Here is a 14973-nt window from a genome sequence, read left to right on the forward strand (position 1 = left end):
TCTAGCTTAGCGCCTTAAGGGGCAGGCGCAGCGGTTCGCTGCACGGCTGCCAGCAAGGCCGCGGCGCTGGCGCCACGGCAATCCACAATGTCTTTCGCCCCGAGCGCTCGGGCCTGCTCGGCCACCCGGGGGCTGGGCACGAACAGCGGCAAGCGGGAAAACCGCGGCCAATCCGCACCCGCCAGTCGCTGCAAGTGTTCCAGACCCTGCCCACTGCTGACCACCAAGCCATTGAGGCGTTCCCCATCGATGCGCTGGGCGAGGGTCGTGGCAGGGTAGTGCGGCAGGCAGCGGCGATACAATTCCAGATAATCGACACTAGCACCTTGCTCGGCAAGACGCTCGGCCAGCAGTTCACGACCTCCGACGCCGCGCACGATAAGGACGCGGGGTGCCGACACGGCGATAGCCTCGCGCAGGGCGGGCAATGCGAGCAAGGCTTCGCTGTTGTCGCCGACAGCCGGGAAGGCCACCTGCAACCGGCGCTCCTGAAGGATCCGCGCGGTTGCCTCGCCCACCGTGAACCAGCCGGCGAACGGCGGCGTCACTCCCGCTTGGGCGAGTTGCTCCAGCAGCAGGCGGGCCGCCGGTTTGCTGACCACGATGATGGCGTGGGCCTCGGCGATCGCCCGCAGGCGCTGCAACTGCTCAGGGGCCGGCGCGATCGCCTCGATCACCAGCAACGGCAGGCTGGCGCTGGCGATGCCCGCGTCGGCCAGGGTCTGCGCCAGCGCCGCACAGTCCTCTTCAGGGCGGGTCAGCAGCAGGCGCCAGGGGCTCACGGGTGGCCGGCCTCGCCGTAGACTTCCTTGAGGATCGCCTCGGCCCCCTGCCCGAGCAGGTCTTCAGCGACCTGCACACCCAGGCGCTCGGCATCGGCACGCGGCGCCCGGGCCTCGGCCACCAGCAAGGTGCCGCCGGAGGGCTGGCCAACCAGGCCGCGCAGCCACAGCTGCTCGCCTTCGAGCACCGCGTAGCAGGCAATCGGCACCTGGCAACCGCCATTGAGGCGCTTGTTCAGGGCACGCTCGGCCACCACCCGGTCGGCGGTGTCGGCATGGTGCAACGGCGCCAGCAAGGCATGGATCTGGGCGTCGGCGCTGCGGCATTCGATGCCCACCGCGCCCTGGCCGCCCGCCGGCAGGCTGTCATCGACGCTGATGGAGGCAGTGATGCGGTCCTCGAAGCCGAGGCGGATCAGGCCGGCGGCGGCGAGGATGATGGCGTCGTACTCACCGGCATCGAGCTTGGCCAGGCGGGTGTTGACGTTGCCGCGCAGGAAGCGGATTTCGAGGTCGGGCCGGCGCGCCAGCAACTGGGCCTGGCGGCGCAGGCTGGAGGTGCCGACGATGCTGCCGGCCGGCAAGGCCTCGAGGCTGGCGAAGGTGTTGGAAACGAAGGCGTCGCGCGGGTCTTCACGCTCGCAGATGCAGTACAGGCCCAGGCCCTCGGGGAAGTCCATGGGGACGTCCTTCATCGAGTGCACGGCGATGTCGGCCTCGTTGTCGAGCAGGGCGGTTTCCAGCTCCTTGACGAACAGGCCCTTGCCGCCGATCTTCGCCAGCGGCGCGTCGAGCAGCTTGTCGCCGCGGCTGACCATCGGCACCAGGGTCACCAGAAGACCAGGATGCGCCTGCTCCAGGCGGGCTTTGACGTATTCGGCCTGCCACAGGGCCAAGGCACTTTTACGGGTGGCAATGCGGATTTCGCGAGTGGACATGAAGCGCACCGATCCAGAGAAATGCGGTCGATGATAACAGCTCCTCTGGGTGTGCCCGCAGATTCAGATCAGCAAAGCGCCACGCGGGAGCGGGCATGACCCGCGATTGCGATGGCGGGCAACACCTCATCGCGGGGCAAGCCCGCTCCCACGCCACGAACAGGTATTCAGTGCAAGGACTGCATCATCTTGCGCACCCCCGCCACATGGCGGCGGCTGACGGTCAGGGCGTCGCCGTCCAGGCCCTTGAGATAGAGCTGGAAATGCCCCAGCGGCGTGCGCTGCAGGCGCTCGATGCGCTCACGGGCAACCAGCGCGTTGCGGTGGATGCGCACGAAACGCTCGCCAAACTCGTCCTCCAGGGCCTTGAGCGGCTCGTCAAGCAGCACTTCGCCCGCCTCATGGCGCAGGGTGACGTACTTGTGGTCGGCGATGAAGTAGATGACCTGGGGAATGGGGATCAACTCGATGCCTTTGCGGGTACGGGCACTGATATGGCTGCGCGGGCCACCACCGGCATCGCTGGCGGGGCGGGTCAGCGCGGCCAGTTGGGCCCGGTTGGGTTTTTCTGCCCGGCGCAGGGCGTCGCGCAGGGCCTGCGGCTGGATGGGCTTGTCGACATGGCTCAGGGTGCTGTCCCTGAAAGCTTCGCTGCCGTACTCATCGTCGCCGGTGCAGAACACCACCGCCGGCGGCGACTCGCGTTCGCACAGCCGGGCGGCGACCTGCAGGCCATCGAGGCCCGGCATGCCGATATCCAGCAGCACCACATCGGGCTTGAGGCTTTCGATCAGGGTCAGGGCCTCCTCGCCGTTGGTGGCGCTGGGCTCCATCACGGTGTACCCCTCCAGCTCGCCAAGCAGCCGGCTCAGGCGCTCGCGGGCCAGGGGTTCATCATCAACGATCAGGACATTCATAATTGCGCTGGATTCCTGAGTGAGTCTCGCACGGGTATAGCGTAGACAAGTGTGGGGCGACCGAAACGCGGTCACGCTACAGACCGGTGCGAAGGCCAAAGATTCACTGGTCTGGCAGATTCACCGCCAGTCCTTTGTCCAACTGTAGACGCTCCGTGGAACACTGCCGTTCAATCGTTGAATATGCCGCACCCCCTTGTAACGGGACGATTCTCGCGACCAGCGCCCTGCGGCGGCGGGCGCAACCCTGCTATGATCGGCGCACTTTTTCCGTTCACGCCTTCAACGAGTGAATCCATGAGCACCGACAAGACCAATCAGTCCTGGGGCGGCCGCTTCAGTGAGCCCGTCGACGCCTTCGTCGCCCGCTTCACCGCCTCGGTCGATTTCGACAAGCGCCTGTACCGCCACGACATCATGGGTTCGATCGCCCACGCCACCATGCTGGCGCAGGTCGGCGTCCTCACCGATGCCGAGCGCGACACCATCATCGATGGCCTGAAGACCATCCAGGGCGAAATCGAGGCCGGCTCCTTCGACTGGCGCGTCGACCTCGAAGACGTGCACATGAACATCGAAGCGCGCCTGACCGACCGCATCGGTATCACCGGCAAGAAGCTGCACACCGGCCGCAGCCGCAACGACCAGGTGGCCACCGACATCCGCCTGTGGCTGCGCGACGAGATCGACCTGATCCTGGCCGAGATCACCCGCCTGCAGCAGGGGCTGCTGGAGCAGGCCGAGCGCGAGGCCGAGACCATCATGCCCGGCTTCACCCACCTGCAGACCGCGCAGCCGGTGACCTTCGGCCACCACCTGCTGGCCTGGTTCGAGATGCTCAGCCGTGACTACGAGCGCCTGGTGGACTGCCGCAAGCGCGCCAACCGCATGCCCCTGGGCAGCGCCGCCCTGGCCGGCACCACCTACCCGATCGACCGCGAACTGACCTGCAAGCTGCTGGGCTTCGAGGCCGTGGGCGGCAACTCGCTGGACAGCGTCTCGGACCGCGACTTCGCCATCGAATTCTGCTCGGCGGCGAGCATCGCGATGATGCACCTGTCGCGCTTCTCCGAAGAGCTGGTGCTGTGGACTAGCGCCCAGTTCCAGTTCGTCGACCTGCCTGATCGTTTCTGCACCGGCAGCTCGATCATGCCGCAGAAGAAGAACCCAGACGTGCCGGAGCTGGTGCGCGGCAAGAGCGGCCGCGTGTTCGGCGCCCTGACTGGCCTGCTGACCCTGATGAAAGGCCAGCCGCTGGCCTACAACAAGGACAACCAGGAAGATAAAGAGCCGCTGTTCGACGCCGCCGACACCCTGCGCGACTCGCTGCGTGCCTTTGCCGACATGATCCCGGCGATCAAGCCCAAGCACGCGATCATGCGCGAAGCGGCCCTGCGCGGTTTCTCCACCGCCACGGACCTGGCCGACTACCTGGTGCGCCGCGGCCTGCCGTTCCGTGATTGCCACGAGATCGTCGGCCATGCGGTGAAGTACGGTGTCGATACCGGCAAGGACCTGGCCGAGATGAGCCTGGACGAACTGCGCCAGTTCAGCGACCAGATCGAGCAGGACGTGTTCGCCGTACTGACCCTGGAAGGTTCGGTCAACGCCCGCAACCACATTGGCGGCACCGCGCCGGCCCAGGTGCGCGCGGCCGTCGCGCGCGGCAAGGCCTTGCTGGCTTCGCGCTAAGCAGTCAGGGGCCGCTTTGCGGCCCTTTCGCCGGCAAGCCGGCTCCCACTCCGATCACACAGCCCTCAGCGCTTCGCTGTATCCGTGGGAGCCGGCTTGCCAGCAAAAGGCCCCGACGCCAGTCAGCGCTTGCTCTTGATCATTTCCAGGAACGCCGGCATCGCCGCGTCCTTGTCCGCCACGATCCGCGCCATGTGTGGGTGCTCGCCCAGCAACTGCAATAGCGCCTTCGCTTGCGGGAAATCCGCCAGGAAGTCGATATTGAGCACCTTCTTGCCCACCGCGCAGGCCAGGTCTACCGAGAAGCAGAACATCAGGTCGGCGATGGTCAGTTGCTCACCGGCCACGTATGGCTGGAACCGCCCGTTGCGCTTGAGGGTGGCGAAGCCCGCCAGCAGGTCCGCCCGCGCCCGCTCCTTGATCAGCGGTTCGACCGCCGCGCCGAAGAACGCCTCGGCGTAGCAGGTACGCGCCGGCAGCTCGATATACAGCTCGATCTCCCGCAGCAGCTCGCGCACCTTGGCCTGCCCGAAGGCATCGGCCGGCAGCAGCGCCTTGCCCGGCTGGGTCTGTTCGATGTAGTCGAGGATGACCCCGGTTTCGCTGATGAAACCGTGCTCGGTCTCCAGCACCGGCACCTTGCCGCGAGGGCTGACGGCCAGGGCTTGAGGCAACTGACCACCGAAGAACGGTACCTCCTCGAAGGGCACGCCCTTCTCCAGCAAGGCCAGCTTGACCATGTTGTAGTAGTTGCTGACTGCGAATCCATGAAGCTTGAGCATTGAGACAGCCTCCAAGGCCGTATGGGGTTGGCCCGGCTGTTATAGCCCCCTGCCCGGCCCTTGACCAGTGGCATGCTCGGCGTTGATGGCCGGGCATTGCCAACCCAGACATGGCACACTATGCGCTTCACCACAGGAGTACCGCCATGAGCGAGCACGACGAGATCGACGGCAACGACGAAGAAGCCTTCACCGAGGCTACCCTCACCCAGGCCATCGAGAACCAGATCGAAAGCGGCGAACCCGCGGCGGCCAAGGCCACCTTCAACAAGCTGACCCTGGTCGGCTACGAGCGCGAGGACATCCTCAATCTCATGGCCCATGTGCTGGCCATCGAAATCGACGCCATGCTCGACGAAGACCGTCCGTTCAACACCGAATGGTATGAAACCGCCCTGCGGGCCCTGCCGGAGCTACCACCTGAGGCGGATCAAGGCGACATCGAATAAGCCTGACTACACTCCTGACTTCCATCCTTGTCTCGAAGTCAGGAGTTGCCCATGCCTTTTACCACCGAACTGATCGCCGAACTGGAAGTCCTTTCTCAGTTCAACCTGGATAACCACCAGGAAGGCATCAAGGTTAGCAGCGACGCCTCCCCCGCCCTGGTCGCCGCTGCCAAGCGCTTGCATGACAAAGGGCTAACCGACCAACCCGATGGCGGTTACCTCACCAGCCTTGGTAACGATGCTGCTGAGAGCGTCCGGCTTTTGCTGACCATCCTCAAATCAAAATCCGCCCAGCCGGCCTGAACCCCTGCTCCCGCTCCTGCAGCTCGGCAGACCTGCAGGAGCAGGCTTACCGTCGATGGCTTGCACAGGCGCTGCAAATCTGACGTCAAAAACCCAGCAACCCCTTATCCGAGCGCCCCACTCAGGCTAAACTCGCCAGTGCTCCCCCGGCCTGCCTGAGTGCGCAATGTACCACCCCCATGAAATCCGCCCCGATCTCGACCAAGGCATCGACCGCAAGGAGCTGTCCAAGCTGCGCGCGCGCTTCCTGAAGATCAACCAGGGCCGCCTGGCACGGGCCATGGAAGGGCTGTCCACGCGCCAGCAACTGGTCCTCACCCTGTTGCCGCTGTTCTTCCACGTCAATCACCCGCTGTTGCCGGGCTATGTGTCGGGCACCACCCCCGCCGGCGTATCCGGCTTCGAGCCCGACAGCGACCTGCTGGCCGAGGCCCAGCGCCTGACCCGCTCGTTCACCTACAAACCGCGCCACGGCAAGCCGCAGCAACCAATCCACGGCCTGTTCCTGATGGGCAGCCTGGGCACCCTGGCTCAGGCCGAGCAGAGTGACATGGACCTTTGGGTCTGCCACGCCCCCGACCTGGACGAGCAGGCCCTGGCCGACCTGCGCCGCAAATGCCAGCTGCTCGAGGCCTGGGCCGCCAGTCAGGGCGCCGAGGCGCACCTGTTCCTGATCGAGCCACGCGGCTTCGTCCAGGGCGAGCGCGACAGCCAGCTCAGCTCCGACGACTGCGGCACCACCCAGCACTACCTGCTGCTCGACGAGTTCTACCGCACCGCCATCTGGCTGGCCGGGCGTACGCCGCTGTGGTGGCTGGTGCCGGTGTACCAGGAGCATAACTACCGCGACTTTACCCAGACCCTGCTGGCCAAGCGCTTCATCCGCATCACCGACGCCCTGGACCTCGGCAACCTGGCGCACATACCGCCTGGCGAGTATGTCGGTGCCGGGCTGTGGCAGCTGTTCAAGGGCATCGACTCGCCCTACAAATCGCTGCTCAAGCTGCTGCTCACCGAGGCCTACGCCAGCGAACACCCGCAGGTGCGCTGCCTGAGCCTGGACTACAAGCAGGCCGTGTTCGCCAACCAGCTGGACCTGGACGAGCTCGACCCCTACGTCATGGTCTACCGGCGCATCGAACGCTACCTGCTTCAGCGTGGTCAATCGGCACGCCTGGAGCTGGTGCGGCGCAGCCTGTACCTGAAAGTGAACAAGAAGCTAAGCGACCTGGGCCGCACCCGCAGCGGCGGCTGGCAGCGCCAGCTGCTCGGGCGCCTGACCGAGGAATGGGGCTGGGACGAGCGCCAGCTGGCGTTGCTCGACAGCCGCAGCCAGTGGAAAGTGCGCCAGGTGGCCGTCGAGCGCCGCGAGCTGGTGGCCGAGCTGAACCACAGCTACCGCTTCCTGACCCAGTTCGCCCGCCAGCAGAACGCCAACAGCCGCGCCGACCAGCGCGACCTCAACGTCCTCGGCCGGCGCCTGTACGCCGCCTTCGAGCGACGGGCCGGCAAGATCGAGGTGATCAACCCGGGCATCGCCCCGGACCTGGCCGAAGACACCCTGACCCTGGTGCACTCGCCCAACCGCAAGGAGCCGGGCACCCACCACTGGGGCCTGTACAACGGCAACCTCGGCGTGCACGAGTGGGAGCACTTCAGCCCGATCAAGCGCTGCCGCGAACTGCTCGAGCTGCTCACCTGGGCCCATCGCAACGGCGTGATCGACAGCGGCACACGCCTGGCCCTGCACCCTGGCGCCAGCGACCTGAGCGAGTTCGAGCTGTTCAACCTGATCGGCAGCCTGCAACAGAGCATCCCCCTGCCCCTGGAAACGGTCAGCGAGGTGCGCCTGCTGCAACCGAGCGTGGCCGACGAGATCCTGCTGCTGGTGAATGTCGGGGCCGATCCGCTGCGCCATCACCGCGACCTGAACATCCTGATGACCACCGAGCGCACCGACTCGCTGAGCTACGCCGGGGTGCGCGAGAACCTGGTGCTGACCCTCGACCAGATCACCCTCAACAGCTGGAACGAGGTCCTGGTGCAGCGCTACGATGGCGAGCATGCGCTGGTGCGCTGCCTGCGCGACTTCCTCAACAGCCTGGGCCTGCGCAGCCACCGCCCGCGGGTACGGGTGCGCTGCTACTGCCACAACCGCGCCCAGGCTATCAGCCAACGGGTCGAGGACATCTTCGACACCGTGCAGCTGCTGCTCGACCAGGGCCTGAATCACCGCTACCTGCTGCAGGTGGCCCAGCACACCCACATCCTCGACCTGCAGCCCGGGCAGATCACCCTGGCCAGCCTCGCCGACCACGACGCGGTGCTGGCGGCCCTCGGCGAGGAGCGCAGCCGCTACAGCCCGCTGCACCTGGACGCCCATGCCCTGCAGGACCATGACCTGCCGCTGGTCCTGGCCCAGGGCCGCCCCGGCTGTATCCAGGTGTTCTACCGGCTGTTCGAAGGCTGGGCCGACCTGTATGTGCTCGACGAGCACAACGCGCTCTGGCAGCAACGGCTGCCGCTGCAGGACGAGCAGCACCTGCTGCTGCCGCTGCAACGCTTCCTGCAATCGATGCTGATGCGCCGCGATGCCCAACTGCCCCTGGACAGCCTGCCGCTGGCGTCGCTGGATATCCTCTACTACCAGTTGCTGCCATCCGGCCTCGGCAAGGCACGCAGCCTGGAGCCGCGACAGACGCCAATGGACAGCCAGAACCAGGCCTACTACGAGGTCCAGGCGATCCTCCAGGCGGGTACCGGCGACGGGGTGCATGTCACGCTCTACTGCGACCAGCAGGAGTTTTCCGAACTGGAGCATGGCGACCAGCTGTATGCCGTGGTCGCCCGGCAGATCCTGGGCCAGCGGCGCAGCAGCGGCCGTTACCGCTGCTACATCACCGACCTCGACCTGTCCGAGCTGCTGGAGGACGAGCAGGGGTCCACCAGCCTGTACCTGCGCTACAAGCGCGAGCTGGAGCAGGCGCTCAACGATGGGCTGGAACAGTTGCAGGCGCGGCTGGAGCCCTGACTCTCTCGGCGTTGACGGGCCGCTCCTACAGGGGAATGCACAGTATCAGAGATCGAAATCCCCTGCCGCCTCCGGCTGGTACTCGACCGCCAGCAGCTCCAGCTTGAGGGTCTTGCCGCCCGGCGCCGGCCAGTCGATCTGGTCACCCACCGACAGGCCGAGCAGGGCGCAGCCGATCGGCGCAAGAATCGATACGTTGCCCTCGGGGCCGGCATCCTTCGGGTACACCAGGGTCAGGTGGTAATCCTTGCCGCTGGCACTCTCTCGGCAGTGCACCCGCGAATTCATGGTCACCACGCCGGCCGGCACCTCTTCATGCCCGACCACCTGCTCGGCACGGTCCAGCTCGTCCTGCAGGGCGAGCACACCTGGGGTGCTTTCATCGAGGTCGTCGAGCAGGCGCTCGAGACGCTGCACGTCCAAGCGGGTGAGGATGAGGGAAGGCTTGGTGCTCATGATCCAGTCAGACTCCTTTGAACAGGCAATTTTCAACAGGCAGATAAAGCAAAACCCCGCCCAAGGGCGGGGTTTGCAAAATACTGTGGCGTCATCGACGCAGACCCTGACACTACCACAGCGGGGCAAATACTCAAGCCCACACCTTCGTTGTGCCTATGCCGGTGCTCGCGATTTCAGGGCCAGCGCCTCGCGGCAGATCTGCCGGCGCCGCTCGTCATCGGCCGAGCGCCACTCGCGGATATGCTCGACATGGCGGTGACAGCCGGTGCAGACCTTGTGCTCATCCAGCCGACATATGCTGATACAAGGTGATGGCACCGCCGGGCTCACGTTGCTGTAGAGCGGCTTGGGTGGCCGGGGCAGGTCGCTCATCTCAGATCTCGTCAAAGTCCAGCTTCTCGCCGGCGCGTTCCCAGACGATGCGCTCGAGCATCTCGCCCAGCAGTTCTTCGCTCTTCTCACAGACCCATTTGCCGCTCTCTTCGTCGTAGTCGAAGTGGAAGCCGCCGGACTTGTCCGCCAGCCACAGCTGGCGCAGCGGCTCCTGGCGGCTGAAGATCAGCTGGCTGCCGTTGTCGAACTTGACGGTGAGAACGCCGGCGGAGTTCTCCATGTCCAGGTCCATGCCGCTTTCATCGAACAGGTCTTCCAGGGCCTGTTGGGTCGCATCGACCAGGTCGTGGAAACGCGCTTCGCTCAAACTCATTGCAGGGACCTCGAAAAATGGCTGTACACACGCAAGCCGGGCACGATAAGGGCGAACGCCTCAAGCTACAAGCTAATCGCGGTAAGAAAAAGCCGCATGTCCTTCGGTCGCCCATGCCCGCCGAGCGGGGCTGACCCTTGCATAGGCAATCAGGTGGGCGCTCGGTATACTCGGGCGCAATACTGCATATTTCCAAGGATTTCACCCATGAAACGCCTGATTTCCTCCCTCGCGGCGCTGGTCGCGGTTGCCTGCCTCGTTTCGGCCTGCGGTCAGAAAGGCCCCCTGTACCTGCCTGAAGACGGCAAGGACGGCAAAGGCCCGCGCAAATCGCACCAGCATGCCAAGCCTGTCCAGCCGCAACCGGTGCTGGTGCAGCCGCAAGAGCAGCCAGAAGAGTCGCCCGCGCAGTAAGGAAATCCCATGGACGCATTCAACTACCGCGGCGGCGAGCTGTTCGCGGAAGGGGTGGCCCTGACGGCGATCGCCGAACGCTTCGGCACGCCCACCTACGTGTACTCGCGCGCCCATATCGAGGCCCAGTACCGCAGCTATACCGACGCCCTGCAAGGGGTCGAGCACTTGGTCTGCTTCGCGGTCAAGGCCAACTCCAACCTGGGCGTGCTGAACCTGCTGGCGCGCCTCGGCGCAGGCTTCGACATCGTCTCCGGCGGTGAGCTGGAGCGCGTCCTGGCCGCCGGCGGGCGCGCCGATCGCGTGGTGTTCTCCGGGGTCGGCAAGACCCGTGACGACATGCGCCGCGCTCTGGAAGTGGGCGTGCACTGCTTCAACGTCGAGTCCACCGACGAGCTCGAGCGCCTCCAGGTCGTTGCCGCCGAAATGGGCAAGACGGCCCCGGTTTCGCTACGCGTGAACCCGGACGTCGACGCCGGCACCCATCCGTACATTTCCACCGGTCTCAAAGAGAACAAGTTCGGCATCGCCATCGCCGACGCCGAGGCTATCTACGTGCGTGCCGCGCAGTTGCCGAACCTGGATGTGGTCGGCGTCGACTGCCACATCGGCTCGCAACTGACCACCGTCGAGCCCTTCCTCGACGCCCTCGACCGCCTGCTGGTGCTGGTCGACCGCCTGGCCGAGTGCGGCATCCACCTGCGCCACCTGGACCTCGGCGGCGGTGTCGGCGTGCGCTACCGCGACGAGCAACCACCGCTGCTGGCCGACTACATCGCCGCCATTCGCGAGCGCGTCGGCGAGCGCGACCTGGCCCTGGTGTTCGAGCCGGGCCGCTACATCGTCGCCAACGGCGGCGTGCTGCTGACCCGCGTGGAATACCTCAAGCACACCGAGCACAAGGATTTCGCCATCATCGATGCGGCCATGAACGACCTGATCCGTCCCGCCTTGTACCAGGCCTGGATGGACGTCAGCGCGGTCAAGCCCCGCGAAGGTGAAGGCCGGGCCTACGACCTGGTCGGCCCGATCTGCGAAACCGGCGACTTCCTGGGCAAGGACCGCGTGCTGGACCTGGCCGAGGGCGACCTGCTGGCCGTCCGCTCGGCGGGCGCCTATGGTTTCGTCATGAGCTCCAACTACAACACCCGTGGCCGTTGCGCCGAAGTGCTGGTCGATGGCGACCTGGCCTTCGAAGTGCGTCGCCGCGAGACCGTCGCCGAATTGTTCGCCGGCGAAAGCCTGCTGCCGGAGTGAGCCCATGCTGCTGCGTTTCACCAAGATGCACGGGCTGGGCAACGACTTCATGGTCCTCGACCTGGTCAGCCAGCACGCGCACATCCAACCCAAGCACGCCAAGCAATGGGGCGACCGCAACACCGGTATCGGCTTCGACCAACTGCTGATCGTCGAGGCGCCGAATAACCCGGATGTGGATTTCCGCTACCGGATCTTCAATGCCGACGGCTCCGAAGTCGAGCAGTGCGGCAACGGCGCGCGCTGCTTCGCTCGCTTCGTATTGGACAAGCGCCTGACGGCCAAGAAGCGCATTCGCGTCGAGACCAAGGGCGGCATCATCGAGCTCGATGTGCGCAACGACGGCCAGATCTGCGTCGACATGGGGCCGCCACGCTTCGCCCCGGCCGAGATCCCGTTCATCGCCGACGAGCAGGCCATCAGCTATGCGCTGGAAGTCGATGGCCAGGTGCACCAGATCGCCGCGGTGTCCATGGGCAACCCGCATTCGGTACTGCGCGTCGACGACGTGCGCAGTGCGCCGGTCCATGAGCTGGGCCCGAAGATCGAGCATCACCCGCGCTTCCCGCAGCGGGTCAATGCCGGCTTCATCCAGGTGGTCGACCGCCACCGCGCCAACCTGCGGGTATGGGAGCGTGGCGCCGGCGAGACCCAGGCCTGCGGTACCGGCGCCTGCGCCGCGGCCGTGGCGGCGATCAGCCAGGGCTGGATGGACTCGCCGGTGACCATCGACCTGCCGGGCGGCCGCCTGAGCATCGAGTGGGCCGGCCCCGGCAAGCCGGTGCTGATGACCGGCCCCGCCGTCCGCGTGTTCGAAGGACAAGTTCGTCTCTAAGCGAGTATCCGCCATGACCGATCAGCCTAACGTTGCATCCCCGCAGGCCCGAGAGCTCGATGCCGAAGCGGTGGTCGCCTACCTGCGCGCCCACCCGACCTTCTTCGCCGAGCACGACGAGCTGCTGCTCGAACAGCGCATCCCCCATCAGCGCGGCGACAGCGTGTCGCTGGTGGAGCGCCAGCTCAAGCTGCTGCGCGACCGCAACATCGAGATGCGCCATCGCCTGTCGCAGTTGATGGACGTGGCCCGTGACAACGACCGGCTGTTCGACAAGACCCGCCGACTGATCCTCGACCTGCTCGACGCCGGTACCCTCGAAGAGGTGGTGATGGCGGTCGAGGACAGCCTGCGCCAGGAATTCCAGGTGCCCTTCGTCAGCCTGATCCTGTTCGGCGAGAACGCCGCGCCCGTGGGCCGCTGGGTCTCCGGGGCCGAGGCGCAGCAGGCCATCGGCGGGCTGATCGGCGGCGGCAAGACCATCAGCGGCAGCCTGCGCGAGCATGAACTGGCCTTCCTGTTCGGCGATGCCCAGCACAAGGAAGTCGGTTCCAGCGCCGTGGCCACCCTTGAGTACCAGGGCCTGCACGGCGTGCTGGCGATCGGCAGCCGCGACCCGCAGCACTACAAGAGCAGCGTCGGCACCCTGTTCCTCAGCTACATCGCCGAAGTGCTTGGCCGCGTGGTGCCGCGCTTCACCCAGACGTTGCGCTCGGTACGCTGATGGAACGCCAGCTGGAGGCTTATTGCGCTCACCTGCGCAACGAGCGCCAGGTGTCCGAGCACACCCTGCTGGCCTACCGCCGCGACCTCGAGAAAGTCATCGAATTCTGCAACACCCAGGGCATCGCCGGCTGGAGCGCCCTGCAGGTCCAGCAGTTGCGCCAGCTGGTCGCCCGTCAGCACCATCACGGCCAGTCCTCGCGCAGCCTGGCGCGCTTGCTCTCGGCGGTGCGCGGCCTGTACCGCTACCTCAACCGCGAAGGCCATTGCCAGCACGACCCGGCCAACGGCCTGGCGCCGCCCAAGGGTGAACGGCGCCTGCCCAAGGTGCTGGACACCGACCGTGCCCTGCAACTGCTCGATGGCGGCGTCGACGACGAGTTCATTGCCCGTCGCGACCAGGCGATCCTCGAACTGTTCTACTCGTCCGGCCTGCGCCTGTCGGAGCTGACCGGGCTCGACCTCGAACACCTGGACCTGGCCGCCGGGCTGGTACAGGTGCACGGCAAGGGCGGCAAGAGCCGCGTGCTGCCGGTCGGCCGCAAGGCCCGCGAGGCGATGCAGGCGTGGCTCAAGCTGCGCGGCATCGCCGGCCCGCGGGACGGCGCGGTGTTCCTCAGCCGCCAGGGCAAGCGCCTCGGCCCCCGCGCCATCCAGCTGCGGGTCAAGGCCGCTGGCGAGCGTGAGCTCGGCCAGCACCTGCACCCGCACATGCTTCGCCATTCCTTCGCCAGCCACCTGCTGGAATCGTCCCAGGACCTGCGCGCGGTGCAGGAGATGCTCGGCCACGCCGACATCAGCACCACGCAGATCTACACCCACCTGGACTTCCAGCACCTGGCTGCGGTGTACGACAGCGCCCACCCTCGGGCCAAACGCAGCAAGGACACGGACTCATGAGCATCAAGCTGATCACCTTCGACCTGGACGACACCCTCTGGGACACCGCGCCGGTCATCGCCAGCGCCGAAGTCGTCCTGCGCGACTGGCTCGAAGCCAACGCGCCGATCCTCGGCGGCGTGCCGGTCGAGCACCTGTTCGCCATCCGCGAGCGCCTGGTGCAGGCCGAACCGGGCCTCAAACACCGCATCAGCGCCCTGCGCCGACGGGTGCTGTTCCACGCCCTGGAAGAGGTCGGCTACAGCGAGCAGCACGCCCAGGAGCTGGCCAACGAGGGCTTCGAGGTGTTCCTGCATGCCCGGCACCAGGTCGAGGTGTTCCCCGAGGTGCAGCCGGTGCTGGAGATCCTGCGCCATCACTACACCCTCGGCGTGGTCACCAACGGCAATGCCGACGTGCGCAGGCTCGGCCTGGCGGACTACTTCCGCTTCGCGCTGTGCGCGGAGGACCTAGGGATAGGCAAGCCGGACCCGGCACCGTTCCTCGAAGCGCTGAAGCGCGGTGAGGTGGACGCAGGGGCGGCGGTGCACGTCGGCGACCATCCGGGTGACGACATCGCCGGCGCCCAGCGCGCCGGGCTGCGGGCGGTATGGTTCAACCCGCAGCACAAGCCCTGGAGCGGCGAACAGGCGCCGGATGCGGAGATTCAGCGGCTGTCGCAGTTGCCCGACGTGCTGTCGCGCTGGCGCTGACTGGCTTCACATTCCCCATCCCACATCTTCAGGCAATGCTCCTACAGAGACCGTGCCAACCTGACAGGCACAAAAAAGCCCGCAGCGACGGCG

17 protein-coding genes are annotated in these 14973 nt (G+C 66.3%); 10 read left to right on the forward strand and 7 right to left on the reverse strand.

All coding sequences use genetic code 11. The features are described from left to right. Nucleotides 1-14 precede the first annotated feature (14 nt). The 3 genes from AC25M7_RS01915 to AC25M7_RS01925 all read right to left on the reverse strand — a co-directional run bounded on the left by AC25M7_RS01915 (nt 15) and on the right by AC25M7_RS01925 (nt 2637). Complete coding sequence (locus tag AC25M7_RS01915; RefSeq protein ID WP_028688606.1) at nt 15-782, reverse strand: uroporphyrinogen-III synthase; 768 nt, start codon at nt 780-782, stop codon at nt 15-17. Beyond that, complete coding sequence (gene hemC, locus AC25M7_RS01920; protein WP_028688607.1) at nt 779-1720, reverse strand: hydroxymethylbilane synthase; 942 nt, start codon at nt 1718-1720, stop codon at nt 779-781. The genes AC25M7_RS01915 and hemC overlap by 4 nt, the downstream gene beginning before the upstream one ends. 167 nt (nt 1721-1887) lie before the next feature. Continuing rightward, nucleotides 1888-2637, reverse strand: a complete 750-nt coding sequence (locus AC25M7_RS01925) for a LytR/AlgR family response regulator transcription factor (protein WP_028688608.1) — start codon at nt 2635-2637, stop codon at nt 1888-1890. 297 nt (nt 2638-2934) lie between these two features. Here AC25M7_RS01925 and argH point away from each other — a divergent pair, with 297 nt between their 5' ends. Next, on the forward strand, nt 2935-4329 hold the full coding sequence (gene argH / locus AC25M7_RS01930; protein ID WP_028688609.1) for an argininosuccinate lyase: 1395 nt from the start codon (nt 2935-2937) through the stop codon (nt 4327-4329). A 122-nt stretch (nt 4330-4451) separates the two neighbouring features. On the opposite strand, the gene AC25M7_RS01935 is transcribed toward argH, so the two are convergent. Continuing rightward, complete coding sequence (locus AC25M7_RS01935) at nt 4452-5111, reverse strand: glutathione S-transferase (protein WP_486970670.1); 660 nt, start codon at nt 5109-5111, stop codon at nt 4452-4454. A 146-nt stretch (nt 5112-5257) separates the two neighbouring features. Here AC25M7_RS01935 and AC25M7_RS01940 point away from each other — a divergent pair, with 146 nt between their 5' ends. The 3 genes from AC25M7_RS01940 to AC25M7_RS01950 all read left to right on the forward strand — a co-directional run bounded on the left by AC25M7_RS01940 (nt 5258) and on the right by AC25M7_RS01950 (nt 8894). Beyond that, nucleotides 5258-5560: a hypothetical protein gene (locus tag AC25M7_RS01940; protein WP_028688611.1), complete on the forward strand. Its 303-nt coding sequence runs from the start codon at nt 5258-5260 to the stop codon at nt 5558-5560. 51 nt (nt 5561-5611) lie between these two features. Continuing rightward, nucleotides 5612-5863 carry a TIGR02647 family protein gene (locus AC25M7_RS01945; protein ID WP_486970671.1) on the forward strand — a complete coding sequence of 84 codons (252 nt, stop codon included), beginning with the start codon at nt 5612-5614 and terminating at the stop codon, nt 5861-5863. Nucleotides 5864-6029: 166 nt separating this feature from the next. Further along, on the forward strand, nt 6030-8894 hold the full coding sequence (locus AC25M7_RS01950) for a class I adenylate cyclase (RefSeq protein WP_486970672.1): 2865 nt from the start codon (nt 6030-6032) through the stop codon (nt 8892-8894). A gap of 45 nt (nt 8895-8939) precedes the next feature. Here the strand turns inward: AC25M7_RS01950 and rnk are convergent, their stop codons facing one another. The 3 genes from rnk to cyaY form a co-directional block, all read right to left on the reverse strand. Next, nucleotides 8940-9350, reverse strand: a complete 411-nt coding sequence (gene rnk / locus AC25M7_RS01955) for a nucleoside diphosphate kinase regulator (protein WP_028688614.1) — start codon at nt 9348-9350, stop codon at nt 8940-8942. 156 nt (nt 9351-9506) lie between these two features. Continuing rightward, entirely contained in the window at nt 9507-9725 is a 219-nt protein-coding gene (locus AC25M7_RS01960; RefSeq protein WP_028688615.1) for a DUF1289 domain-containing protein, read from the reverse strand. Nucleotide 9726: 1 nt separating this feature from the next. Next, entirely contained in the window at nt 9727-10059 is a 333-nt protein-coding gene (gene cyaY, locus AC25M7_RS01965) for an iron donor protein CyaY (RefSeq protein WP_028688616.1), read from the reverse strand. Nucleotides 10060-10266: 207 nt separating this feature from the next. On the opposite strand from cyaY, the gene lptM reads away from it, so the two are divergent. The 6 genes from lptM to AC25M7_RS01995 are packed head-to-tail and all read left to right on the forward strand — an operon-like array spanning nt 10267 to nt 14880. Continuing rightward, entirely contained in the window at nt 10267-10473 is a 207-nt protein-coding gene (lptM, locus tag AC25M7_RS01970; RefSeq protein ID WP_050703271.1) for an LPS translocon maturation chaperone LptM, read from the forward strand. A 9-nt stretch (nt 10474-10482) separates the two neighbouring features. Continuing rightward, nucleotides 10483-11730: a diaminopimelate decarboxylase gene (gene lysA / locus AC25M7_RS01975; protein ID WP_062359926.1), complete on the forward strand. Its 1248-nt coding sequence runs from the start codon at nt 10483-10485 to the stop codon at nt 11728-11730. 4 nt (nt 11731-11734) lie between these two features. Further along, nucleotides 11735-12565 (forward strand): diaminopimelate epimerase, encoded by an 831-nt coding sequence (dapF, locus tag AC25M7_RS01980; protein ID WP_028688618.1) that lies wholly within the window; start codon nt 11735-11737, stop codon nt 12563-12565. Nucleotides 12566-12578: 13 nt separating this feature from the next. After that, complete coding sequence (locus AC25M7_RS01985; protein WP_028688619.1) at nt 12579-13289, forward strand: DUF484 family protein; 711 nt, start codon at nt 12579-12581, stop codon at nt 13287-13289. Further along, a complete protein-coding gene (xerC, locus tag AC25M7_RS01990) occupies nt 13289-14188 on the forward strand; it encodes a tyrosine recombinase XerC (protein ID WP_028688620.1) in 900 nt (299 codons plus the stop codon). The genes AC25M7_RS01985 and xerC overlap by 1 nt, the downstream gene beginning before the upstream one ends. Next, complete coding sequence (locus tag AC25M7_RS01995; protein WP_062359929.1) at nt 14185-14880, forward strand: HAD family hydrolase; 696 nt, start codon at nt 14185-14187, stop codon at nt 14878-14880. The genes xerC and AC25M7_RS01995 overlap by 4 nt, the downstream gene beginning before the upstream one ends. The last annotated feature ends 93 nt before the right edge of the window (nt 14881-14973 follow it).

This window comes from Pseudomonas sp. P106(2024), from assembly GCF_057480815.1.